This window comes from Brevibacterium sp. FME37 (assembly GCF_014897485.1).
Classification (GTDB): domain Bacteria; phylum Actinomycetota; class Actinomycetes; order Actinomycetales; family Brevibacteriaceae; genus Brevibacterium.
This window is the reverse complement of sequence record NZ_JABUYE010000023.1, coordinates 21,017-42,295: the sequence shown is the minus strand read 5'-3', so window position 1 is coordinate 42,295 and position 21,279 is coordinate 21,017. Positions and strand designations below refer to the sequence as shown.

The 21,279-nt window shown below is 61.3% G+C and carries 15 protein-coding genes and 1 pseudogene; 7 read left to right on the top strand and 9 right to left on the bottom strand.

Annotated elements, in window-relative coordinates; genetic code table 11:
• Positions 1–244: 244 nt before the first annotated feature.
• Complete coding sequence (locus tag INT29_RS18750; protein ID WP_193072964.1) at positions 245–1,918, bottom strand: nucleobase:cation symporter-2 family protein; 1,674 nt, start codon at positions 1,916–1,918, stop codon at positions 245–247.
• 1,032 nt (positions 1,919–2,950) lie between these two features.
• Between INT29_RS18750 and INT29_RS18745 the strand changes: the two genes are divergently transcribed.
• On the top strand, positions 2,951–3,475 hold the full coding sequence (locus tag INT29_RS18745) for a Dps family protein (RefSeq protein ID WP_101575021.1): 525 nt from the start codon (positions 2,951–2,953) through the stop codon (positions 3,473–3,475).
• A gap of 97 nt (positions 3,476–3,572) precedes the next feature.
• On the opposite strand, the pseudogene lhgO reads toward INT29_RS18745, so the two are convergent.
• Positions 3,573–4,760: pseudogene (lhgO, locus tag INT29_RS18740) on the bottom strand (L-2-hydroxyglutarate oxidase).
• Positions 4,761–5,376: 616 nt separating this feature from the next.
• On the opposite strand from lhgO, the gene INT29_RS18735 reads away from it, so the two are divergent.
• Both INT29_RS18735 and INT29_RS18730 read left to right on the top strand, forming a co-directional pair.
• On the top strand, positions 5,377–8,685 hold the full coding sequence (locus INT29_RS18735) for a choice-of-anchor G family protein (protein ID WP_193072963.1): 3,309 nt from the start codon (positions 5,377–5,379) through the stop codon (positions 8,683–8,685).
• Positions 8,686–9,260: 575 nt separating this feature from the next.
• A complete protein-coding gene (locus tag INT29_RS18730; protein WP_193072962.1) occupies positions 9,261–11,462 on the top strand; it encodes a choice-of-anchor G family protein in 2,202 nt (733 codons plus the stop codon).
• Positions 11,463–11,607: 145 nt separating this feature from the next.
• On the opposite strand, the gene INT29_RS18725 is transcribed toward INT29_RS18730, so the two are convergent.
• Positions 11,608–13,140 carry a deoxyguanosinetriphosphate triphosphohydrolase family protein gene (locus tag INT29_RS18725; RefSeq protein ID WP_193072961.1) on the bottom strand — a complete coding sequence of 511 codons (1,533 nt, stop codon included), beginning with the start codon at positions 13,138–13,140 and terminating at the stop codon, positions 11,608–11,610.
• On the opposite strand from INT29_RS18725, the gene INT29_RS18720 reads away from it, so the two are divergent.
• The gene (locus INT29_RS18720; RefSeq protein WP_193072960.1) at positions 13,139–13,387 is read left to right on the top strand and encodes a hypothetical protein; all 249 of its coding nucleotides are present in this window, start codon (positions 13,139–13,141) and stop codon (positions 13,385–13,387) included. The genes INT29_RS18725 and INT29_RS18720 overlap by 2 nt on opposite strands.
• A gap of 3 nt (positions 13,388–13,390) precedes the next feature.
• On the opposite strand, the gene INT29_RS18715 is transcribed toward INT29_RS18720, so the two are convergent.
• Positions 13,391–14,029, bottom strand: a complete 639-nt coding sequence (locus INT29_RS18715) for a hypothetical protein (protein WP_193072959.1) — start codon at positions 14,027–14,029, stop codon at positions 13,391–13,393.
• A gap of 166 nt (positions 14,030–14,195) precedes the next feature.
• On the opposite strand from INT29_RS18715, the gene INT29_RS18710 reads away from it, so the two are divergent.
• The gene (locus INT29_RS18710) at positions 14,196–14,372 is read left to right on the top strand and encodes a hypothetical protein (RefSeq protein WP_180959116.1); all 177 of its coding nucleotides are present in this window, start codon (positions 14,196–14,198) and stop codon (positions 14,370–14,372) included.
• A gap of 7 nt (positions 14,373–14,379) precedes the next feature.
• On the opposite strand, the gene INT29_RS18705 is transcribed toward INT29_RS18710, so the two are convergent.
• Positions 14,380–15,069, bottom strand: coding sequence for a peptidyl-tRNA hydrolase (locus INT29_RS18705; RefSeq protein WP_193072958.1), 690 nt, complete (start codon positions 15,067–15,069; stop codon positions 14,380–14,382).
• A 149-nt stretch (positions 15,070–15,218) separates the two neighbouring features.
• Here INT29_RS18705 and INT29_RS18700 point away from each other — a divergent pair, with 149 nt between their 5' ends.
• On the top strand, positions 15,219–16,262 hold the full coding sequence (locus INT29_RS18700; RefSeq protein WP_226842226.1) for an alpha/beta hydrolase fold domain-containing protein: 1,044 nt from the start codon (positions 15,219–15,221) through the stop codon (positions 16,260–16,262).
• Here the strand turns inward: INT29_RS18700 and madM are convergent.
• Both madM and madL read right to left on the bottom strand, forming a co-directional pair.
• Complete coding sequence (gene madM / locus INT29_RS18695) at positions 16,243–17,004, bottom strand: malonate transporter subunit MadM (RefSeq protein ID WP_193072957.1); 762 nt, start codon at positions 17,002–17,004, stop codon at positions 16,243–16,245. The two genes, INT29_RS18700 and madM, sit on opposite strands and share 20 nt — an antisense overlap.
• Positions 17,004–17,399, bottom strand: coding sequence for a malonate transporter subunit MadL (madL, locus tag INT29_RS18690; protein ID WP_193072976.1), 396 nt, complete (start codon positions 17,397–17,399; stop codon positions 17,004–17,006). Before madL ends, madM begins: the two co-directional genes overlap by 1 nt.
• A gap of 421 nt (positions 17,400–17,820) precedes the next feature.
• Here madL and INT29_RS18685 point away from each other — a divergent pair, with 421 nt between their 5' ends.
• Positions 17,821–19,530, top strand: a complete 1,710-nt coding sequence (locus INT29_RS18685; RefSeq protein ID WP_319020944.1) for a DEAD/DEAH box helicase — start codon at positions 17,821–17,823, stop codon at positions 19,528–19,530.
• A gap of 124 nt (positions 19,531–19,654) precedes the next feature.
• Here the strand turns inward: INT29_RS18685 and INT29_RS18680 are convergent, their stop codons facing one another.
• The gene (locus INT29_RS18680) at positions 19,655–20,458 is read right to left on the bottom strand and encodes an ABC transporter permease (RefSeq protein WP_193072955.1); all 804 of its coding nucleotides are present in this window, start codon (positions 20,456–20,458) and stop codon (positions 19,655–19,657) included.
• A gap of 8 nt (positions 20,459–20,466) precedes the next feature.
• Positions 20,467–21,261, bottom strand: a complete 795-nt coding sequence (locus tag INT29_RS18675) for an ABC transporter permease (RefSeq protein ID WP_319020945.1) — start codon at positions 21,259–21,261, stop codon at positions 20,467–20,469.
• Between the last annotated feature and the right edge of the window lie 18 nt (positions 21,262–21,279).

The following is a 21,279-nucleotide window of genomic DNA, read 5'->3' as shown; positions in this document are numbered from 1 at the left end:
TAGCGACTCGCCTTGTTTGAAATTCATCGGCCTACACTCTCGTTTACGAAGAGCCGGATATGTTGGGAAAGCCACATTCTCTGACACAGTATGGGCCAGGCGCAGCCTGGCCCATACTCAGCGGACACACCCGGGAATTCCTCCATGCTTCAGAGAACTGCCGGGCCAGCGCGAATGACAACGAAGCCTCTGTCAGAGCTGAGAGCTGCCGGTGAAGCGGGAGTATGTACCCTCTGCCAGCGGCTCAATCCATGTGTTTCCGGGTCAGCGATCCGGTGTCAGCCTCAGCCCCGGTCTTAGCCTCGGTCTCGATCTCGGTCTCGCGGATCAGACGTTGGACGTCTTCATGGGTTTGCGCGTCTCCGTTGCTGATCGCCTCCACGACCTTCTCGTGCTGATGCTCTGTGACGACGGGGACCTCCTCACCGTTGCAGTCGACGATCTTCCCGTCCTTAACGGTGTCGCCCTCGGCAAGAAGCGCTTCATGGTTGATAAGGCGCTCAAGCTCGTCCTTGCGGATGACTCGACCGGTGCCCGCGACGAACACCGAGCGATCGGTGCGGTCCTTGCCCTTGACACCGATGTGATTGAAGACCAGGTTGAGCAGCACAGCCATGAGTGTGGCCGAGGAGATTCCCGAGTGGAGGATAATGCCGACCCATGATGGGAAGTCATTGTAGAAGTCTGGTTCGACGATCGGGATGATGCCGAATGCCAGGGCCACTGCGACGAGGATCATGTTGAGGTTGCCCTCATATTCGACCTTGGACAGGGTGCGGATGCCCGAGGCTGCGACGGTGCCGAAGAGGACGATGCCCGCACCGCCGAGAACAGGGGAGGGAATCGCGGCGACGACTCCACCCATGACGGGCAGCAGCCCAAGTGCGACGAGGATGGCGCCACCGGCGGTGACGACGTACCGGGATTTGACTCCGGTGATCGCTACGAGCCCGACGTTCTGGGCGAAGGCTGACTGGGTGAAGGAGTTGAAGATCGGTGACACTGCCGATGAGAGCATGTCCGCGCGCAGGCCGGAGGCGATCCGCTTGGAATCGACCTTGGAGTCGACGATCTCACCTACGGCAATGATGTCTGCGGTGGTCTCTGCGAAGATGACGATGGTGACGATGAACATCGAGACGATCGCTGGCACAGAGAAGGTGGGCAGACCGAAGGCGAAGGGCTGTGGGAACGCGAAGAAGCCATTGTCGAGGACGTTCGAGAAGTCCACCCAGCCGAAGATGGCACAGATGATTGTTCCCAGGACGATCGCCAAGAGGATCGAAAGACGGGAGATCGCTGCCACTGGGATTCGGCTGAGGACGAGGACGATGGCGAGGGTGCCGACGGCAATAAGGATATTGCGGACACTGCCATAGTCGGCTGCATCGGCGTTTCCGCCCATCGCCCATCCGGCGGCGACCGGCATGAGGGACAGTCCGATCGTCGTGATGACCGTACCCGTGACGACTGGTGGGAAGAATTTCACGATGAGGGCGAAGGCTGGTGCGACGAGGAGGCCGATGACCGAGGAGACGAGGACGGCACCGAAGACTTCCGGGAGTCCATCACCTCCGGCGAGGATCGACGTCATGGTGGCGACGCCGGCGAAGGACACGCCTTGGACCAGCGGCAGCTTCGAGCCGAAGAAGGGGACGCCCAATGACTGCAGGATGGTGGCCAGTCCGCCCATAAAGAGACATGATGCGATGAGCACGCTGATTCCGCTGCCGTCGAGGCCGGCGGCCCTGCCGATGATGAGGGGGACGGCGATGATGCCGCCGTACATGGTCAAAATGTGCTGAAGGCCGTATGCGAACGAGGTGCCGACTGGGAGTTTCTCGTCCTCTGGGCGGGTCGTGTCCGGCTGGCGCTCCTGTGCGCCTCGATTCTGGGGTGATTGCTGTGATACCGACATTTATCTCTCCGTTGAGTATTTTCCTGAGGTAGAACCTCGAGCCTCGTGCCCGGATGGTCGCCTGCAGGCGTTGGATCGGTTTCAATACTTCCACAATGTGGAAGTATATTTCCTTATAGTAAAATGCTAGGTGAAACTGGTAAGAGCAGTAACTCCGCTTCGTGATCTTGCGCACATCTTGAATTCGCTTTTCTCCCGGTGTCTCTTTCGGGGCAGCAGGATGCGCACGTGAGGTGCGTCACCCACGTAACATCGGTACAAGCATGCATCGGCGCTTTCCCCCGTCGGCCTCCTCGGGTTCTTCCGAACCGGGATCCAAGTCTTCTGCCGCGTCGTCGAGGGTCGACTTCATCTTGTCAATGTGACCCTGGAGCTTGCTGCTCAACTGGTCAACAACTTCAGCTGCCATCGCTTTGGCTATATTTCTGCCGGAGTCAGGCAGCCAGTGATCTTATCTTGGAGGCTGTTGAGCTCAGGAGACGAATCCGCAAGCTCTCTGAGACCGCCAGCCAGCTTGTCACGGTTGCTCACCGCCGTTGACCCAGCTACGGCAGAAGCAATTGTCAGCGCTAACCCCAACTTCTTTGCTCTGTCCAGCATGTAGCCGCCGAGTATCAAGCTTGTGAGTCTCATCTTGCCCTTCACCGGATACCTCCCATTATGTGCGCATACGCACAACTGTGATCGGGCCCTTGACCAAGGTGGGTCGACGTCGAAACGCCGCTTCGTTCGGAAAACGAGCACACCGTACCGCGGCAATGTTCGTGCAGAAAGTCTTTATCCGATGTGACGAAGGGGTTTCGAAAATGTCTCTGCCCGTCGCCCGCGGTGGCCGCAGATTCCTGACTGCGTCTGCCGCCTCCTGACATGTCGCGGAAAGCGAGAGCAACCTGCCCTCCTACTTAATGGTCGCTCCTTTCACCCCTGATCCGTCCAGGGGGTTCAGGGGTGACCCAGGAGGGCTTACGGATGTCCACTTAGAGCGTTATGGTGGTCATCTACTCCGGGATCCGGAGAGATTGGAGCAAGTTCATGGCAAAAACAGTCAATGTTCCCGAACCCCACGGATCAGAGAAGACGCAGAGAGAAAACGCTGAACAGGGTTTCGTCGCTCCCGCTGATCTGACAAAGAATCTGCAGAGTGTGCTGGTCGATTTCATCGCCCTGAGCCTTACCGCCAAACAAGCGCACTGGAATATCGTCGGCCCGAACTTCCGCGATCTCCATCTCAATCTCGACGAGGTGGTGAGCATCGCCCGCGCCGGGAGCGACACCATGGCCGAGAGAATGCGTGCTCTCCACGCTTCGCCTGACGGTCGGCCGGCTGTCGTAGCCGAGCAGACGCGTCTGCCCCAATTCCCCGAGGGTGAGATCACCACCCATGACGCCATCGACCACATGGTTAAGACCGTTGAGACGACGGTCGCAACGATGAGAAATTGTCACGATGAGGTCGACTCGACCGACCCGACGACAGCGGACCTCTTCCATGAGTACATGGCGCAACTCGAGCAGCAAGCATGGTTCATCAGTGCTGAGACTCGTACACCACAATAGGCCGGTAGTTTGAACTGGCTAGGCTCTCAGCCCCATCTGCTCACCCAGCAGGTGGGGCTTCTCAACGTTCGGGCACCACTCTCTCCCGACAACCGCGTCAGGAAAGAGCAGCAGTGTCGATGAGATGTTCGGCAATCGCCAGCGCCGAGGTGGCCCCGGGCGAGGGTGCATTCCGGACGAACATGGTGGCTCCCGCACGATCAATGACGAAGTCATCGACCAGGGTTCCGTCCCGGTTCATCGCCTGAGCTCGAATTCCACGGGTGGCTCGGTGACCGTCGGCTCCGTCGAGTGCGGGGACGTAGCGGGCCGCCTCGGCGACGAACTTCTCAATCGAAAGCACACCTGCGATCTCACGGGCGGCCGTGGCCATGTTGCCGGCAGCGAATCTCCAGAATCCTGAGTCGGTCGCTACGGCTAGGGAGTCGGGCACATTGAGGCCGAGCCCCGTGTAGCCTTCCCGGGAGAAAGAGAGGAAAGCGTTGGGTCCGATCATCAGTCCGCCGTCGATGCGGCGGGTCACGTGAACGCCGAGGAATGGGTACTTCGGGTCGGGGACCGGGTAGATGAGGCCGTTGACGACATCATTGAAACGCGGCTCGAGGATGAAGTACTGGCCGAAGAATGGCACCACGGACGGATTCCTGTCCTCGCCCGAACGTGCGGCCAGTCGGTCCGCTTGCAGTCCAGCGCAAGCGATGACCTGGTCATACTCCTGTGAGTCGACGTTCGCATGGACGATCGCGGTATTGCCCGCGACACCATTTCGCTGCTCGACTTTCTTCACTGCCGTGGAGAACCGAACTCGGCCACCGCTTTTACGGAAGTCGGCGACGAGAGCCTCAGTCAGACTTCGGTAGTCGATGATGCCGGTGTGAGGTGAGTGCAGCGCTGCCACACCTTGAGCGTTCGGTTCTACCTGGGCCAGACCGTCTCGATTGAGCAGTTCAACGTCAGGGACTCCGTTCGCCCGCGCCCGATCGTGGATTCCGCCCAGGCGCTTTACTTCGACGTCACTGGTCGCGACGACGACCTTTCCGCATTCTTCGAAGGCGACGTTGTATTCATGGGCGAAGTCGCGCAGCAGAGAGACACCTCACCGGCAGAGCCGAGCCTTGAGACTTCCGGGCTCGTAATAAAGACCGGCATGAACGACTCCAGAATTGTGGCCAGTCTGGTGCGCAGCGGGATGGTTCTCCTTCTCATACAGAGTGACGTCGGCACCCTCGTATCTACGTACCAGCCCACGAGCTACGGCGGAGCCGATGATTCCCGCGCCGATCACGGCGAAACGCTTCTTCACGCTCACACTTCAACCTCTTCGTCTGCTGTTGCGGCTACTGTGACCCTATTTCGGCCATGCGCACTGAGCAATCAGTCGGCTACCAGCGTTCTGTCAGCCGGCGGCGGTCCTACTCGGTCAAGAAATGGCCGCATTTCGTAGAGGTGCATCGCAGTCCGGTGTCGATCACAACAAGTTCGACATGATCGAAATACTTCGTTGCCCATCTTTAGTCACCACACAATGACCGCGATCCTCTGTTTTCACGAGAATTAGCACTTGCCGATATCCCCGCCAGGAGGGAATCACCCGCAGCTACTCCATCTGCAACCTAGCGCGTCTGACCTGGAGCAATATGATCTTTAAGCGACACTAAGAGCCCCCGCCCCCGAACGCCCATCTCCCCAAAGCTGGATGTCGGCTCGGACAAGAGACATTCTGGACTACAGAAACACCGCGATCTCTCAACAAGCTACCATTCCGTAAGTATAACGAGATTGTAACTTTACTAGTACTTTCGTGATTACTTTTTCGATACTCCGTAGTGTTGTGAGGGATCTGCCAGGAGACTGCCTGTTTCCATCCAGCGGATGTTCAAGTTCCGAACGAGTGGAGAACCATGAAGATGCTCCGAGGCCGGCGCACGACCGGTCGCAAAATAGCTGTGGGCAGCGTTGCTGCCGCCACAGCGATAGGGCTCACCCTGATGACAACGTCACCGGGTGCTGCCGAAGAACAGAACCCCAACGAAGACGCCGAGGCCTATGGCCAGCTCATCGACGCCTCACTGCTCAGCGCTGAAGCCGTCGAAGCGCTGTCTGCATACAGCAGCTCACCTTCGAGTGAAGAGGCGGATTCCACGCCTCTCAACCTCGAATTGCTGCAGACGCTCGGCCTTGAACTGCCCGGATTGGGAATCCCCCTGATCGGCGAAGAAGGCGGAGACGGCCTGCTGGACCTCGGCAATGCCGGAGCCCTCAACTCCTACGGTCATGCCCCGGCATACAACGAGGCCAAGGCCAGCGCGGGCGCCGTCGGCTCTGACGGCGCCCTCAACCTTGACGACATCAACAACGGTGAGTTCGGCAATGCCAAGGTTGATCTCACAGGTGTACTTGGTCAGCTCGGACTCGACGGCATCACCGACCAGATCGTCGATGAACTCAGCCTCGAACTCGGAGCGATCGCTTCGACGGCTGACACCGACGGTGAAACCGACAACTCCGAATACGTTGTTGCCGACGGTATTCTGACAGTCTCCAGCCCAGCTGTAGGCGATATTTCGGACGGACTCACCGAACTCGTCGACGGAACAGGGCAGACACTCGAAGATATTATCGGGGACGAAGGCCTTGTAAACGATCTTGCCGGCATCGGGATCGATATCGATGTACTACTCGCGGCAGTCGAAATCGGTGGAGAGAACACCACCGTGTCAGTCGAAGTCGGTGACGCACTGAATGGCATTGTTGAGAACATCATCAACGAAAAGCTTGAAGACAAATCCGGCATCGTTTCGGTCGACCTTGCAAATGGTGACATTCAGATCGATCTTGCAAAGGTCGTCGAAGGCGGAAACGGCGAGGACCTCAACGGCCTCGATCCGAACACGCAGGTTCTGACTTCAGACACCATCTCGAAGATCACAACCGCCGTGTCGGATGCTCTGGGCGCGCTCACCGGCAAAGTCACGGAGACCTTGACGGATGCGCTAAATGACGTTCGTCTTGTAATCGAACTTCCGGCGAACATCTCGGCACTCGGTCAAACAGTAAATGGAAAGGTCACTGTAGACGCCACGCTGGGTCAGCTTGCAGGCACGGACTCTACTAAGCCGACGATCACTACAGATCTCAAAATTAGCGTCGGACCCATCAACGTCGATGCCGGAGCAATCGTCAATGCGGTTACTACACCGCTAATTAACGCACTGCTGAATATCACCGAACCGCTCATCGGCGGAATCCTCACGGCAACCGTCGACGAACTCTCGGGCGCCGTCACCGGAATCGTCGATCCTCTGCTGGACAGCCTCGACCCTGTCTTCAACGCGCTCAACCAGGTCGTCGATCTGACGATCAACGAGCAGCCGACGCTGAAGGACCCTGCTCAGGAGAGCCAGGTCAAGGGCAACAACGGCCCCGGCTTCACTGTCAACGCAGTCAGCCTGGAACTCCTCCCGGCTGCTAATGCGATCGACATCAATCTGGCCTCTTCCTCGGTCCGCGCCACCGACGAAGCGCCTGAAGAACCAGGCGACGACGATGCGAACACCAATGCAGCAGCATCCGCCGCTGCCTCGGCAGACGCAGATGACGATTCCAACCCAGCCGCACAGGCCGCCTCAGAGGCCGCAGCCAACGACGACGCAACCGCGACGACGTCGGCAGCAGCCGAGGCGAATGCTGAAGCAGCCGCAGAAGCTGCAGCGACCGAAGACGCGTCTTCGGAAGCGTCCGCTGATTCGACGTCGGATGAGAACGCCTCATCGACAGCTGCGTCACAGGCGGCAGCACAGGCTGACAACACCGACGACACGAATGCAGAAGCATCCGCTGCCGCCGATGCTGATCCAGCTGCGGCCTCTGAAGCAGCCTCGACAGCTGACTCCTCGAACGAGGCTTCAGCTGAAGCAGCAGCAAGTGCCGACGCAGCGGCAGATCCTGACGCCGCAGCAGACCCAGATGCAGCAGCCGACCCGGACGCAGCAGCAGATCCAGATGCAGCTGCAGATCCAGACGCTGCAGCCGACCCGGACGCAGCTGCAGATCCAGACGCTGCAGCCGACCCGGACGCAGCTGCAGATCCGGATGCAGCAGCTGCAGACGATGCTGATGCGAATGTGAATGCTGCCGCTTCGGCCTCGGCTTCTGCCGACGCTGACGACAACAACAATGCCGTCGCACAGGCAGCCGCTCAGGCAGCAGCTGACGAAGATGCAAACAACACCGCATCGGCAGCAGCTGACGAAAACGCTGAAGCAGCCGCAGAATCCGCCGCCAACGAAGAAGCCTCCTCGGAGACTTCGACCGACGCGACCACGGAAACCAACGCTTCGGCACAGCAGGCCGCCAACGCAGCCGCCAACGCGGACAACTCGGACTCCACCAACGCTGACACCTCAGCTGCGGCGGATGCCAACCCGGCCGCATCCGCAAGCGTTGCAGCGACAGCAGATTCGTCCAGCGAAGCATCGGCCTCGGCTGCTGCGAATGCTGACGACTCGACAGTCGCAGACGCCAGCGATGACACGACCGCCGATGTGAACGCCTCGGCATCCGCTTCTGCCTCTGCTTCTGCAGATGACGATGGTGACCCATCAGCACAGGCAGCCGCACAGGCCGCAGCTGACGAAGATGCAAACAACACCGCATCGGCAGCAGCTGACGAAAACGCTGAAGCAGCCGCAGAATCCGCCGCCAACGAAGAAGCCTCCTCGGAAGCCTCGACCGACGCGACCAAGGAAACCAACGCTTCGGCACAGGCGGCAGCCACCGCCGCAGCCGATGCAACCGATGAGGATTCTGCTAACGCTGACACCACCGCAGCCGCTGACGCCGATCCGGCAGCAGCAGCTTCGGCCGCAGCCAATGCTGACTCTTCAGCAGAAGCCTCGGCAGCAGCAGGAGCCAACGCTGACGCTGACCCTGAAGGTGCGGCATCGGCAAATGCTGATGGTGCAGAAGCCAATGCTTCATCGGACGACGATGCTGACAAGGCATCCGCTTCGGCGGATTCCGATCAGGCAGCCTCGGCCAGTGCCGGTGCGAGCACGAACGCCTCGGGCAGCAGCAACGGTGGAGACCTCCCACGGACAGGCGCCGACGGCGCTCTGACCATGGTCGGCTTCGCAGCGCTGCTCATCGCAGGTGGCGCAGCAGCAGTCTTCGCGACTCGCCGCTACCGTGCCTCGGCAGGTATGCACTGATACACAGGAGACTCAGCCACTGAGCTGAGCGTCTGAACGGCGGGGTCGGAGCGAAAGCTCCGGCCCCGCCGTTTTCCATTCATCTCGGACCTGCCACTGGTCCTCGCCACCGATAGCAACGGGTGAGATATGTTCCCAGCCTGAACGCGCAGGCATTACTCGCTGGTAATTACCGACACGCGCCTTGTGACAATTTCTTCATATTACGAACCGCGACAGCCCCTTTTGCCTCACGCCTGCGACTTCGTGCGTCCACTTTGACTCTCGCATGTTGAGATGGAAGGCCCCCTGTGCCTACAGGGCCAGGCGGAGCCACTTCACTGGATCGCCCGGCCACGACGGTGCCAGCACAGGACATCACAGCCACCGAGGCTCACGGACGGTTCGCTTTTTGTTCATTTTGTTCACCATCGACCGAGGTCAGGAAGCCCGTGTTACATTTCCGTTATATTTCACATTACTTTTCCATTATTCTCCAATGATCTTGTAGGGTGAAGTTCGTTCGGCCGGAAATCATCATGGCACCTTGTACGCAATTACCGTCGGCCGATCCTCACAAATGGAAGTGGAGAAGTATGAAGAAGCTCCGTAACGGGCAGCCGCCCGTACGTAAGGTTGCGGTCGGTGGCGTAGCCGCAGCCACCGCACTGGGTCTCACGGTTATGGTCACAGCGCCCGGCGCCGCAGCCATCAAGCAGGATCCGAACGAAGATGCTGAGGCTCTGGGCCAGCTGGTCCAGTCGGACATCCTCGACGAGCAGCTCGTCGATGCCGCTGGCGCATACAGCAGCTTCCCCAGTAACCCGAAGGAAGCCAAAACTCCCCTCAATGCTGAAGCACTGAACGCCATTGATCTGGATCTGGGCGACGGAGTCTCACTGCCAGTCATCAGCCAGCCCGGCGGCGAAGGCCTCCTCAAGCTCGGCGAGGCAGGAGCGCTCAACGCCTACGGCAATGCGCCGTCCGCTGACAGTGCCAAGGCCAGTGCCGGCGCAGTCGGCAAGGATGGCGCCCTCAACCTCGACGACGTCAACAACGGCGACTACGGCAACGCCGAGGTCGACCTCACTCAGGTGCTGGGCCAGGCTGGCCTCGACGGAGTCACCGACAGCATCGTTGACGAGCTCTCGCTGTCCCTGGGCGCAGTAGCGTCCACGGCGGAGGCAAACGGCTCCGAGGATCCCTCCTCGGAATACGTCGTGGCCGATGGCGTCATGACCGTCTCCAGCCCAGCAGTTGGCGGACTCTCCGACTCCCTCAACAAGATCGTCGACGGAGCCGGCGGCACTCTCGAAGACGCCATCGCCAAGGAAGGCCTCGCCGACAAACTGGGCAAGGCCGGCATCGACCTCAACACAGGCGTCGCCGACATCAGCCTCGGCGGCGAAGACACCACCGTCAACATCGAAACCAAGGACGCTCTCAACGGCGTCGTTGAGAACCTCGTCAACAAGAAGCTCGAAGACGAGGCTGGAATCGTCTCGATCGACCTCAAGAGCGGCGACATCAAGATCGACCTCGCCAAGGTGGTCAAGGGTGAAAACGGTGAGGACCTCAACGGCCTCGATCCCAACACTCAGGTGCTGACCTCCGAGACCATCGGAAAGATCACCGACGCCGTTGCCGATGCCCTCGGCGCACTCTCCGGCAAGTTCAACGACACCGTCAAGGACGCGCTCAACGACGTCCGTGTGGAGGTCTCCCTGCCGGCCAAGGCCACAGCAGCGGGTATCCCCGCAGCCGATGGCAAGGTCGACATCGACACGACCCTCGGACAGCTCGCCGGCAGCGGCGAAGGCGACCCGAAGATCACAACAGACCTCAAGCTCGCCGGAATCGACATCGGCACCCTGCTCAATGCGATCACCGATCCACTGCTGAAGCAGCTCCTGGCTGTCACCGAACCGATCATCGGCGGAGTCCTCGACTCCACAGCCGACTCGGTCTCCGGCGGACTCACCGACATCGTCGACCCGATCCTCTCCGGTCTCGACCCTGTCTTCGAGGGCCTCAACACGATCGTCGACCTGACGATCAATGAGCAGCCCACGAAGCGCGATCCAGCCGAAGACAGCAACGTCAAGGGCGCTGAAGAGGACGGCTTCACCGTCAACGCCGTCAGCCTCGAACTGCTGCCAGGCGTAGCTGCACCCGCCGCAGGTGCACCAGCACCCCAGGCTGCAGGAGCACTTGCTGACATCAACCTAGCTTCCTCCTCGGTCCGCGCGACAGATGCCGATGAGGCACCAGCCGATGATGCAGACGCTGATGACTCCGCTTCCGCCGATGCCGATGATTCGGATTCGGCTGACGCAGACGACTCCGCTTCGACCACGGCCGACGCAGATGACTCGGCAGCTGCCACCGCAGATGCTGATGACTCGGCTGCTGCCAACACTGATGTGAACGCTTCGGCGGACGCAGATGATTCGGCTTCGGCAACAAACGATGCCAACGCCTCGGCGACGGCGGATGCAGACAACTCGGCTGCTGCCACAGCAGACGCGGATGACTCCGCAGCTGCCACGGATGACGCCAATGCTGCTGCTGACAACAACGACGAGGCCAACGCCTCGGCGAATGCTGCCAACAACGCGAATGCCAACAATGATGCCAACGCCAGCAACGATGCAAACTCATCGGCTGCTGCTGACGGCAGCGATCTGCCCCGCACCGGTGCCAACGGCACCATGGCAATGGGTGGGCTCGCCGCTCTGCTCATCGCCGGTGGTGGAGTCGCGATCTACCTGACGCGCCGTCACCGTGCAGGCCTCTGAGACCTAGTCTCGTGACCGTCTGAACGGTTGTAACCGCTCGAAAGGCGGGGCCGGACTCCTCAACTCCGACCCCGCCTTTCGTCTGCCTGAAAGCTGGGATCGGCCCTCAGAGCATCTGCCCTCACGCAGACACAGCCTTACGTGCTTACAGCCCGCGTCCAGCCTCCCACGGCTCGTCCGAGGAACCGGTGATCAAGGCATTGACGGACATGGCCTGCGCATCGGTGAAGGAGGCAATGTAGTCCACGACCGCACGCGCCCGTCCCAGCCGGATGATCGCGGTGGCACCTTCCTCACCGAGGCTGTCCGGGTCCCTGTCGTAGAGCTCCTGGTATTCCTGTGTGGCCGCCTCCACGGAATCGAGCAGGCGCCGCGGAATCCGGGTCGCCTCGTCGGGATCGCGCAGCCATTCGTGGAACCGTTCGACCAGGGATGCGATGATCCGGGTCTGCCCACGCTGGTAGACGGCCAAGTCGGAGCGTTCAAGAACGAACCTCGAATGAACAAACTTCAGCACCACCACGTCATGCCAGGTGGCATCGGACAGGCGCACATGCCCACTGCGCACATGCGGTTGGGAATCGACGACGATGGAGGCCTTGAGCCGGTCGATCCACCTGCGCGTGAAGGCGGTGACAGCCCGATCAGCCTCCAGTCCCCCGTCATAGGGAACAGCCAACAAGCCCTCGACCAGATCCCGGTTGATGCGCTGGACGGACTGCCGGAACGCGTCCTCGTCGGCAATCCACGGGTCCTTGGCCTGAATGTGGCGCCACATCGACTCCAGAGCGTGGCCTGGCCGGCGCCGATCCAACTCCGTGTCGTGAAGTGCGCCGAGCTCGCGACAGTCGCTGAGCCACCGGCTCAACTCCGCCGACACACTCGTGTACTGAAGAACGTTGGAGCGGTAGAAATCGTCAAGATCATGCACCGCGTAGGCCACGTCATCGGCGACATCCATCACCGCACACTCAAGCGTCTGCTGATGCGCCACGATCCGCGGGAATGCAGACAGCGCGTCGTGCATCTCCGCGATCTCGGGCATGTACGCGGAGAACTTCATCGCTCCCTGCGAGGTTTCATCACCGACACCTCGGGGCATCTCGGCTGAACTCAGTCTCTGCTGCGTTGTCCAGTCGCTGCGCGCCCACGGGTATTTGAGCACTGCGGCCTTGACCGCCCGGGTGAGGTTGAGCCCACGTGCCGTGGCATCACAGCTGTCGAGCGCGGTGAGGATGCGGAAGGTCTGGGCATTGCCCTCGAACCCATCGGGCAGGTGCAGCACCGTGCGTGCCACCCGGTCGAGTTCCTTCTCGCCGAGGTGGCCGAACGGAGGGTGGCCCAGATCGTGGGCTGCGGCGGCAGCCTGGACCACCACCGGATCGCACCCACCCAACTCGGACAGCAGCGAGCGGGTACGCTCATCGGAGTTGTTCAGGGTGATGGCGATCGACCTGGCCACGGCCGAGACCTTGAGCGAATGGGTCAGCCGGTTGTGGATGACCGTGCCCGAACCGGCCTGCGGGATGACCTGGGTGACGGCGGCCAGCCGTGAGAAGAAGGGAGAGAATCGGATCCGTTCGATATCGACACGGAACTCGTCCTCGCCAGGTTGACCCGCCTCGGCGACGTCACGGGTCCGTCCACCGTCGTTGTGAAGTTTCAATCTCTCCGTCATGATGGCCCCCAGCCTACAGAATCGCGAACCCGACGCGGTGAAGCAGAACACGAACGTGTTCATCGAAATGGTCATCACCACCCAGGAAGCTGATCGTCAGGCAGCTGCGGGCCTGGGAGTGGGCAAGCGCACCCTGGACGACGGCACCGAGGAGAAGGTGCTCTGGGCACCGAACGGTCTGGCCGTGGCCAAGCCTGAACTCTGCTACTGGCTCGAACAGGAGCACAAAACACGCACCACCGTGTGAATTTCAGTCCTCGCGCTTGAAGGTGTTTCGCCCGGTGATCGCCAGCCAGATTCCCAGCACGGTCATGACCACGCTGGCGACGGCCATGACAACGTCGCCCACATTGGTGATGCCCTCGCTGCCCAGCACCGAGGCGACGGCGAATACTCCGGCGAGACCGAAGACGGCGAGCGCCACACCGGCAATTCTCAGCGTCCGTTGGCTGCGTCCGAACAGAAGGAAGAGCAGATAGGCGCCGAGGAGGCCCAGCGACCCGACGCCGGCGAAGGCTTTGAAGCTCTCTTTGCCAGGGTCGTCATCGGCAGTGACCAGGCAGAAGATTCCGAGTCCGCCGAGGAAGAGCACCGGCAGGCCAATGGTGAGGATGAAACTCTCGACGCTGGCGACGAAGGTGTGCAAGGGGTCGCGGGCCTCGGTGATGCTCACGGCCTCGGACTCAAGCGCCTTCAGATACCTTTTGAGCCTGCGTTCGTGTCGAACGTGGACGACGATCGTGAAGATCGGCCACGCGATGAACAGGAACGCTCCGAGCATGCCCACGCCCAGAGCGAGACCGGGCAGATTGTCGAGCAACATTCCGCAGAGGATGAAGAGAATTGCCCCGGGGTAGAACATGCAGACGATCTGGCCTTTGAACGTCACCCGGGCACCACGATCCTCTCATCCCCGCGGGCCTCGGCTGAGTGACCCACAGCCGACCGACCCTGGACAATAATAGCGGCTGACCGGGGCCGATGTTCGCCCCGAAAAGCCTTGAGACTTGCATCACAGTGGCGTAGCATCATGAGCATAGTAGGAGGTGAGTTCAGTGACTGGAGTCAACGAAGATTTCTATCAGCCCGGCACGCACCCGGGCGACATCATCGACGTCTGGGATGAAGAGGCCGGTGAGATGGTCAAGCACATGATCATCCTCGACGAATTCGGAAACGGCACAAAGACCCGTCCCCTCTACGACGACGAGAAAGAGGAAGCAGCGGAGTAGCCGCCCCTCACCACCAGGCGCGAACAGTCTCTGTGGGACCGTCCACCTCGGTGAAGCCCGCGTCGACGACGCTCACAGGCCGATGAGCTGTTGCCCACTCGGCCTTCGTCGGAGTCACCACGCGCAGGCTGAAACCGGATGCTCGCCACCGATCGCGAACCTCAGCGGGCATCTGCTCGTAGGCCAACTGTGCCCCATGTCCGCACTGAGCTGCAGCCTTCCCCGTCGTCAGCGTCACCAGTGGAGAGAGCTCGACCGTCACGACCGCCTCGGCGGCGGGGATCGAGGTGTGACCTTCGTCGGGGAACTCGGTGCCACCCACCTGAAGCTTCTTCAGCTCCTTCGGCAACGGTTCGACCGGCCCGGGTGGGAAAACGAGGGCTTCGGCTGGCCCGAAATCGTCCGTGCCTCCAAAGGTCACGTCCACGCACCCCATGGCTCGTGCGTCCTCGAGCTTCTGCCCATCACCTCGGCGGACGACCTTGCGGATCGCCCCGTCACGCCAGTATTCGACCGCTTCATGCCACTGCCCTTCAGGCTGTGAACGCGGATCGTCGAGGAAGGTCACGACTGCTCGGGCAGCGGCTTCGAGGACATCGATGTGGCGGGCGACGTTCGTCTTCGAGCGCCGGACCACGATCGGCAGGGACCACGGAATCTCATGGTCGGATTCGTGTCGGCGCATGTGCTCGGTCATGGAGCCAATCCTAACGAGGTCTGCTCACCTCCCGGCGAGACGGCCATCCAGCCCGGGCCGTCGCCGAGTAGCCTGGACCTGGGAGATTCTGTCGACGAAAGGCACTGACCATTTCAAGTACAACCCCTGCCGTCGACCTTACAGCGGCCATGCTGGCCACGATCCCCTCGGACATCGTCGATGCGATGTCCGTCCAGATGAAGGCCGTGCTCGCAGTCCAAGCCACGCGCGCCGACGCTTGCCGCCGAGCTGGGGAGGATGCCCTGCGTGCGATCACGCACACATCGGCAACACCTACCCGCTTCATTGAGTCCCGGGCGGAGTACCGAGCCGAGCGTTCCCACTGGAACGTGGGTGGTCCGACGATGGCCCGCACCGTCGACAGCACGATTCTCGCGGCCGGAGTCGACGTGCCCGTTCGGATCCACTATCCCAGCGCCGAGGCGGTCCTGCCGGTAATCGTGTTTCTCCACGGTGGCGGGTTCACCGTTGGTGACCTCGACACCCACGATCGAATCTTGCGCGTCCTCGCCGACTCCAGCGGGGCAGCCGTTGTCGGCGTCGACTATTCGCTCTCCCCCGAAGTGAAGTTCCCACAGGCGATTCATGAGAGTGCCGGTGTCATCGATCACCTTGTTCGCAACGGCAAGGACTTTGGGGTGGATGGCACTCGCCTCGCGATTGCCGGGGACTCGGCAGGTGCCATGCTCACGATAGGTTCAGCGCTGTTGCTGCGCGATGTTCCCGAGGACATTGGGGCAGAGCCTGAAAGCTTCTCCTCTGTGAAGGCACTGATGTCGTTCTATGGGGGCCACGGACTCACCGATTCGGCCAGCCGTCGGAATTTCGGCGGCAGCTGGGACGGCATGGGCACCGACGACCTCGGCAGCATAATGTCCGAGTACTTCGCTTCAGCCAAGGACGCGAAGTCACCCCTGTACCACCACCTCGACGCCGATCTTTCAGGACTGCCGCCGGTCTTCGTCGTCGCGGCCGGACTGGATCCGCTGCGTGATGACAGTCGCGCCCTGGCAACGCGACTGCGTCGAGCGGGCAATGACGTCGCCTACGAGGAGTACTCGCAGGTGCTGCATTCATTTCTGCATTTCGGCCGCACCCTCGACGACACCTCGGACGTGCTGACTAAGGCCGCACGATTCGCCGCCGACCGGCTCAGCCTACGAGAGCCTTGACGGCGAAGAACAGCACCGAGGGTGCCATGAGCAGGCCGAGTCCGGTGTAGAACGTCGAGGTCATGGCACCGTAAGGAACCAGGCGCTTGTCGGTCGCGGCCAAACCAGCGGTGACTCCGCTGGTGGTGCCGAGCAGGCCACCGAAGACGATGGCCGAACGAGGATTGTTCAGACCGATGTACTTGGCTACGAAGGGCGTGGCGACCATGGTCAGAACCGATTTCACCAGTCCCGCACCGACGCTGAGGGCAATCACTCCGCTGCCGGCTCCAAGCGCTGCACCGGTGACGGGTCCCACGATGTAGGTGGCCGTGCCTGCGCCGATGGTCGTCAGGTCAACGGGGTCGCGGTAGCCGAAGAACCAGGCGATCACGGCACCGATGACGAAGGACAGGACAACGCCGAGCACAAGCGCGATGATTCCGCCCAGACCCGACTTCTTCATCTCATCGAAGCTGGCACCGAAACCGGTGGCCACAATCGCTAGGTTGATGAGCATTCCGCCACCCATGAGTCCGACCCCGGAGAAGAGACTGAGGTCGGCCAGACCGTTCTCACCACCGGTGGCGACACCGCCGATGTAGGCGAGGACGAGGCCGAGGATGATGGCGATCGCAGAAGCCTGGAACTTCCCGCGGGTGAGCACCTTGGAGATGAGGATGGCCACGACCATGACAAGTCCGACAAGGGCGAAGGCAACGACGAGGTCATTGTCCTTCAGCGTGGCGAGCAGGGAATCCATCACTTCACCTCGGCGAACTCTTCGACGGGTTCATCAATGCCCGGCGTCTTCACACGGGCGAGCACCGGCACCAGGGCGAAGCTGGCGATCACGGCGGCGATGCCGGCCACGAGGGCGACGGGTCCTGCCGTGACTGCACCGACGACGTTCTGCGTGGCAGCCATCGCCACGACGATGGGAATGTACATCCCCGACCAGAATGAGATCCCCGAGGATGTCTCGGGCTTGAGCCGGCCTTTGCGAACAAGGAGGTTCGTAGACAGGATGAGCAGAAGCATGGCGATGCCGACGCCGCCGACATTCGCATCGACTCCGAGCAGATCACCCAGAAGGGTGCCGATCCATGTCCCGATCAGCAGGCTGCCCGACAACAGGGCTACGCCCAGAATAATCACTTTCAACCCCGCTCTTCGACTAGGTGCTGCGCCGTTCCGGCCGCAAACCTCGCAAAGCCTATACGACGAGGCCAGCAGGGTCACATCACCTGCTGAACCACCGGTGCGCAGGCGCTCTTGAAACCCGCCGATGCGGCCGTAGGCTCGACAACATGTATCCTGGTAGTACCTGCGAACCCGAATCCTGGGTTCCCTGCGTCGTCAGGACGCCTCGTCTCTGCAACCGTGAAGAATTCCGGTCGCATGATTCTGAAGCCGTTTTCTCTCGGCGAACGAGAACGCCAAACGGCGTTCCCCCACCTTGACCGGAAGCGGCTCCTGTCTCCACTCTGTGGTGCCAGTGCGTCTTCCGGCACGTCGAAGGGCCAATCCCATAGCTCCCTCACAGAACTCCAGCTCCACCCATACAGACACCGCACCAGTGACTTTCACCGAACTCGGCGTTCCCGATGTTCTGGCCGAAAGCCTGCGTGCAGAGGGCAAGGCCAACGCCTTCCCCATCCAGCAGGACACTCTTCCGGACACACTCGCTGGTCGCGACGTGCTGGGCCGCGGAAAGACCGGCTCCGGCAAGACTCTCGCCTTCGCAATCCCCATGGTCACGCGCCTGGCCGACCCTGAGGCATCTGCCTCGCGACGCGGTCGCTCTCCTCGAGGCCTGATCTTGGCTCCCACACGTGAGCTCGCCACCCAGATCACGAACGTGGTCGATCCGCTGGCTCGCGTCTACGGCATGACGACCACGACCATCTTCGGCGGCGTGAAGCAGAAGCGTCAGGAAGTCGCCCTGAATGCAGGAGTCGATATCGTCGTCGCCTGCCCGGGCCGACTCGAAGACCTGCTCCAGCAGGGCCTGGTCTCCTTGGACCAGATCGAAGTCACCGTCCTCGACGAGGCCGATCACATGGCGGACCTGGGCTTCCTGCCCGCCGTCACCCGCATCCTTGAGAAGACACCGGCCAACGGGCAGCGCATGTTCTTCTCCGCCACCCTGGACAACGATGTGAACAAGTTGGTGCGCCGCTTCCTTCACAATGAGGTGCTCCACTCCGTCGATGACCCCAACTCGCATGTCTCCGACATGACACACCACGTGTTCGAGGTCCCCGATGACAACAAGAACGAGCTGGTTCACCGCCTCGCTTCCGGCACCGGTCGACGCATCATGTTCACCCGCACCAAGCACCGGGCAAAACGCTTCGCCCGTCAGCTCACCGCCCAGGGAATTCCGGCCGTCGACCTGCACGGCAACCTGTCCCAGGGTGCACGAGACCGCAACCTCGCGGCCTTCAGTGAAGGTGACGTGAAGGTCCTCGTGGCCACAGACGTCGCCGCCCGCGGTGTCCACGTCGACTCCGTCGAACTCGTCGTCCACGTGGATCCTCCGACCGAACACAAGGCTTACCTGCACCGCTCCGGTCGCACGGCTCGCGCCGGCAGCTCAGGCGAGGTCGTGACGATCATGTTGCCAGACCAGCGCAGAGACACTCAGACGCTCCTGCGCAAGGCCGATATCAAGGTCAGCCCGCAGAAGGTCACTTCGGACTCCCCCGCCGTGACCGATCTGGTGGGTGAAGCAGCCGCCTTCGTCGATCCACAGATCGCCATCCAGGCCGCAGCAGAAAAGCAGAAGGCGGAGCAGACACAGGGCGGTCAGCGCTCATCCGGGCGTCGTCGCGGAGGTCGCAGTGGCAGAAGCCGCCGCGGAGGCGAATCGAATAGCGCGAACCAGTCGGGCGGCGGCAGCACCGGCGGCCGCAGCCAGGAAGGCCGTTCGCGTTCGAACGGTCAAGGCGGCCGAGGTGGAGAGGGCACCCGAGGCGGAGACAGCACCCGTGGCGGGCAGAGCACTCGCGGTGGACAGCGCGGCCAGGGTGGACAGAGCACCCGCAATGGGCAGAGTCCCCGTGGCGGCCGTTCTTCCGAGAGCACCCAAGGTGGACGTCGCAATGAGAGCCCTCGTGGTCGCAGCGAGAGCACTCGTGGCAGTCACCGCAATGAAAGCACTCGCACCGGCGGTGGCAACCGTCGCGCCGCCGAGAATCGGGGTACGAGCCCTGAGACTCGCAATCGCAACCGGGGCCAAGCTGTGTCCGGAGGCTCACGCGCGGTCTACTCGTCCAACTCCTGAGCAACTCGGCGTAGAACAGTAATGAACGGCCTTGCCCTAGTGAAATAGGGCAAGGCCGTTCATTGTCTATATCGAGAGCACCACCTCGGCGGCGGTGGAGAGCCGTCACTGAATGGATTCGAGCTCAGGCGGCTCCTGTCGCTGTCTTTCCGCCAATCCTGTTCGCCAACATGATCGGGATGATCGAGACGATCACGAGGAACGTGGCGATGACGTTGACGATCGGAGCCTGATTCGGTCGGAACATGTTGTCGAAGATCCAGATCGGCAGTGTCTGCACCCCGGTGCCGGCGGTGAACTGTGTGACGATGATCTCGTCGAAAGACAGACCGAAAGCCAGCAGACCACCGGCAAGCAGAGCACTGCGCAACTGCGGGAATGTGACCAGCCGGAACGTGGTGAAGCCGTCTGCCCCCAAATCCATTGCGGCATCCCGAAGGTTTCCGGAGAGCCTGCGCATGCGAGCGAACACGTTGTTGTAGATGGTGACGATACAGAATGTCGCATGTGCCGTGATCACGGTGAGAAGACCCAATTTCCAGCCGAGCATCGTCGTGAACGCATTGTTCAAGGCGATACCGGTGATGATGCCAGGAAGAGCGATCGGCAAGACGACAAGGAGATTCACGCCTTCCTTGCCGAAGAACTCGAACCGGTCAAGGGCCAAGGACGCCAGGGTGCCGAGGATGAGTGCGATGACTGTCGCACACGCGGCAACCAGGAGGCTGGTGCCCAAGGCCGAGAGCGCTCCGCTGTCGCTGAATGCTCTGATCCACCATTCGAAGGTGAAGGACTTCGGAGGCCACCCCAGCGACTGGCTGGAGTTGAACGAGTTGATGACGACGATGAACAACGGAATGTAGACGAAGGCCAGGACCGCACAGACGATGATGCTGAGAACGGCTTTGACCGGTAGAGGAATTCTCATGGTGTGTCCTAAAGGTTCTTCAGTGCGCCGGTGCGGCGAACAGCGGTCAGATAGATCAGGATGACCGCAATCGGAATGAATGCCGTGGCCGCTGCCAATGGCATGTTGCCACCGGTGCCGACGTTCGCGTAGATCAACGTTCCCAACAGCTGCTGCGACCCACCGACGATCTGCACCGCAATGTAGTCACCCAGAGTCAGTGAGAACGAGAATATGGAACCGGCGATGACCGAGGGCCAGACGAGCGGGATGATCACCGCAGTGAACGTTCGCCACCCCTTGGCCCCCAGGTCGCCTGCCGCTTCGATGAGACTGTCAGGGATCTTTTCGAAACCGGCATAGACCGGCATCACCACGTAGGGCAACCAGATGTAGGACATCGTAATGATTGTCGCGATGACTCCCAGCCCCGGCGAAACTCCGATCGAGTCGAGCAGACCGTGCGGTGAGACGATGGTCCTCCACGCGTAGGCCTTGACGAGGTACGCCGCCCACAGCGGCATGAGGAATGCGACAACCAGCGCCCCTCGCAGCCGTGGGCCGGCGACCTTCGACATGAAGTACCCGACGGGAAGAGCGATGAGGACATCGATGACCGTCACCGAGACGGCAATGATCAGGGTCCGCACGGTCACCGCCCGATACAGGGCCTCGGTGAATACCTCTTTGAAGTTGCCCAACGTCCAGTCCTGAACGACCTGACCGGTGAAGCTGTCGGTCGACCAGAACGCTGTGACGAGCAGTAAAAGCAGCGCAATGATGTAGATGAGAATGAGCCAGGCCAGCGGCGCCGCGAGAAGCACGGTCAACGACAATCGTCG

Excerpts from the sequence above, each read along its gene's own strand:
- INT29_RS18720 (WP_193072960.1), top strand. The coding sequence starts at position 13,139 with ATGATGGCCCCCAGCCTACAGAATCGCGAACCCGACGCGGTGAAGCAG.
- INT29_RS18735 (WP_193072963.1), top strand. The coding sequence starts at position 5,377 with ATGAAGATGCTCCGAGGCCGGCGCACGACCGGTCGCAAAATAGCTGTG.
- INT29_RS18745 (WP_101575021.1), top strand. The coding sequence starts at position 2,951 with ATGGCAAAAACAGTCAATGTTCCCGAACCCCACGGATCAGAGAAGACG.
- INT29_RS18750 (WP_193072964.1), bottom strand. The coding sequence starts at position 1,918 with ATGTCGGTATCACAGCAATCACCCCAGAATCGAGGCGCACAGGAGCGC.
- madM (WP_193072957.1), bottom strand. The coding sequence starts at position 17,004 with ATGGATTCCCTGCTCGCCACGCTGAAGGACAATGACCTCGTCGTTGCC.
- INT29_RS18680 (WP_193072955.1), bottom strand. The coding sequence starts at position 20,458 with ATGAGAATTCCTCTACCGGTCAAAGCCGTTCTCAGCATCATCGTCTGT.
- INT29_RS18705 (WP_193072958.1), bottom strand. The coding sequence starts at position 15,069 with ATGACCGAGCACATGCGCCGACACGAATCCGACCATGAGATTCCGTGG.
- INT29_RS18730 (WP_193072962.1), top strand. The coding sequence starts at position 9,261 with ATGAAGAAGCTCCGTAACGGGCAGCCGCCCGTACGTAAGGTTGCGGTC.
- INT29_RS18700 (WP_226842226.1), top strand. The coding sequence starts at position 15,219 with ATGCTGGCCACGATCCCCTCGGACATCGTCGATGCGATGTCCGTCCAG.
- INT29_RS18725 (WP_193072961.1), bottom strand. The coding sequence starts at position 13,140 with ATGACGGAGAGATTGAAACTTCACAACGACGGTGGACGGACCCGTGAC.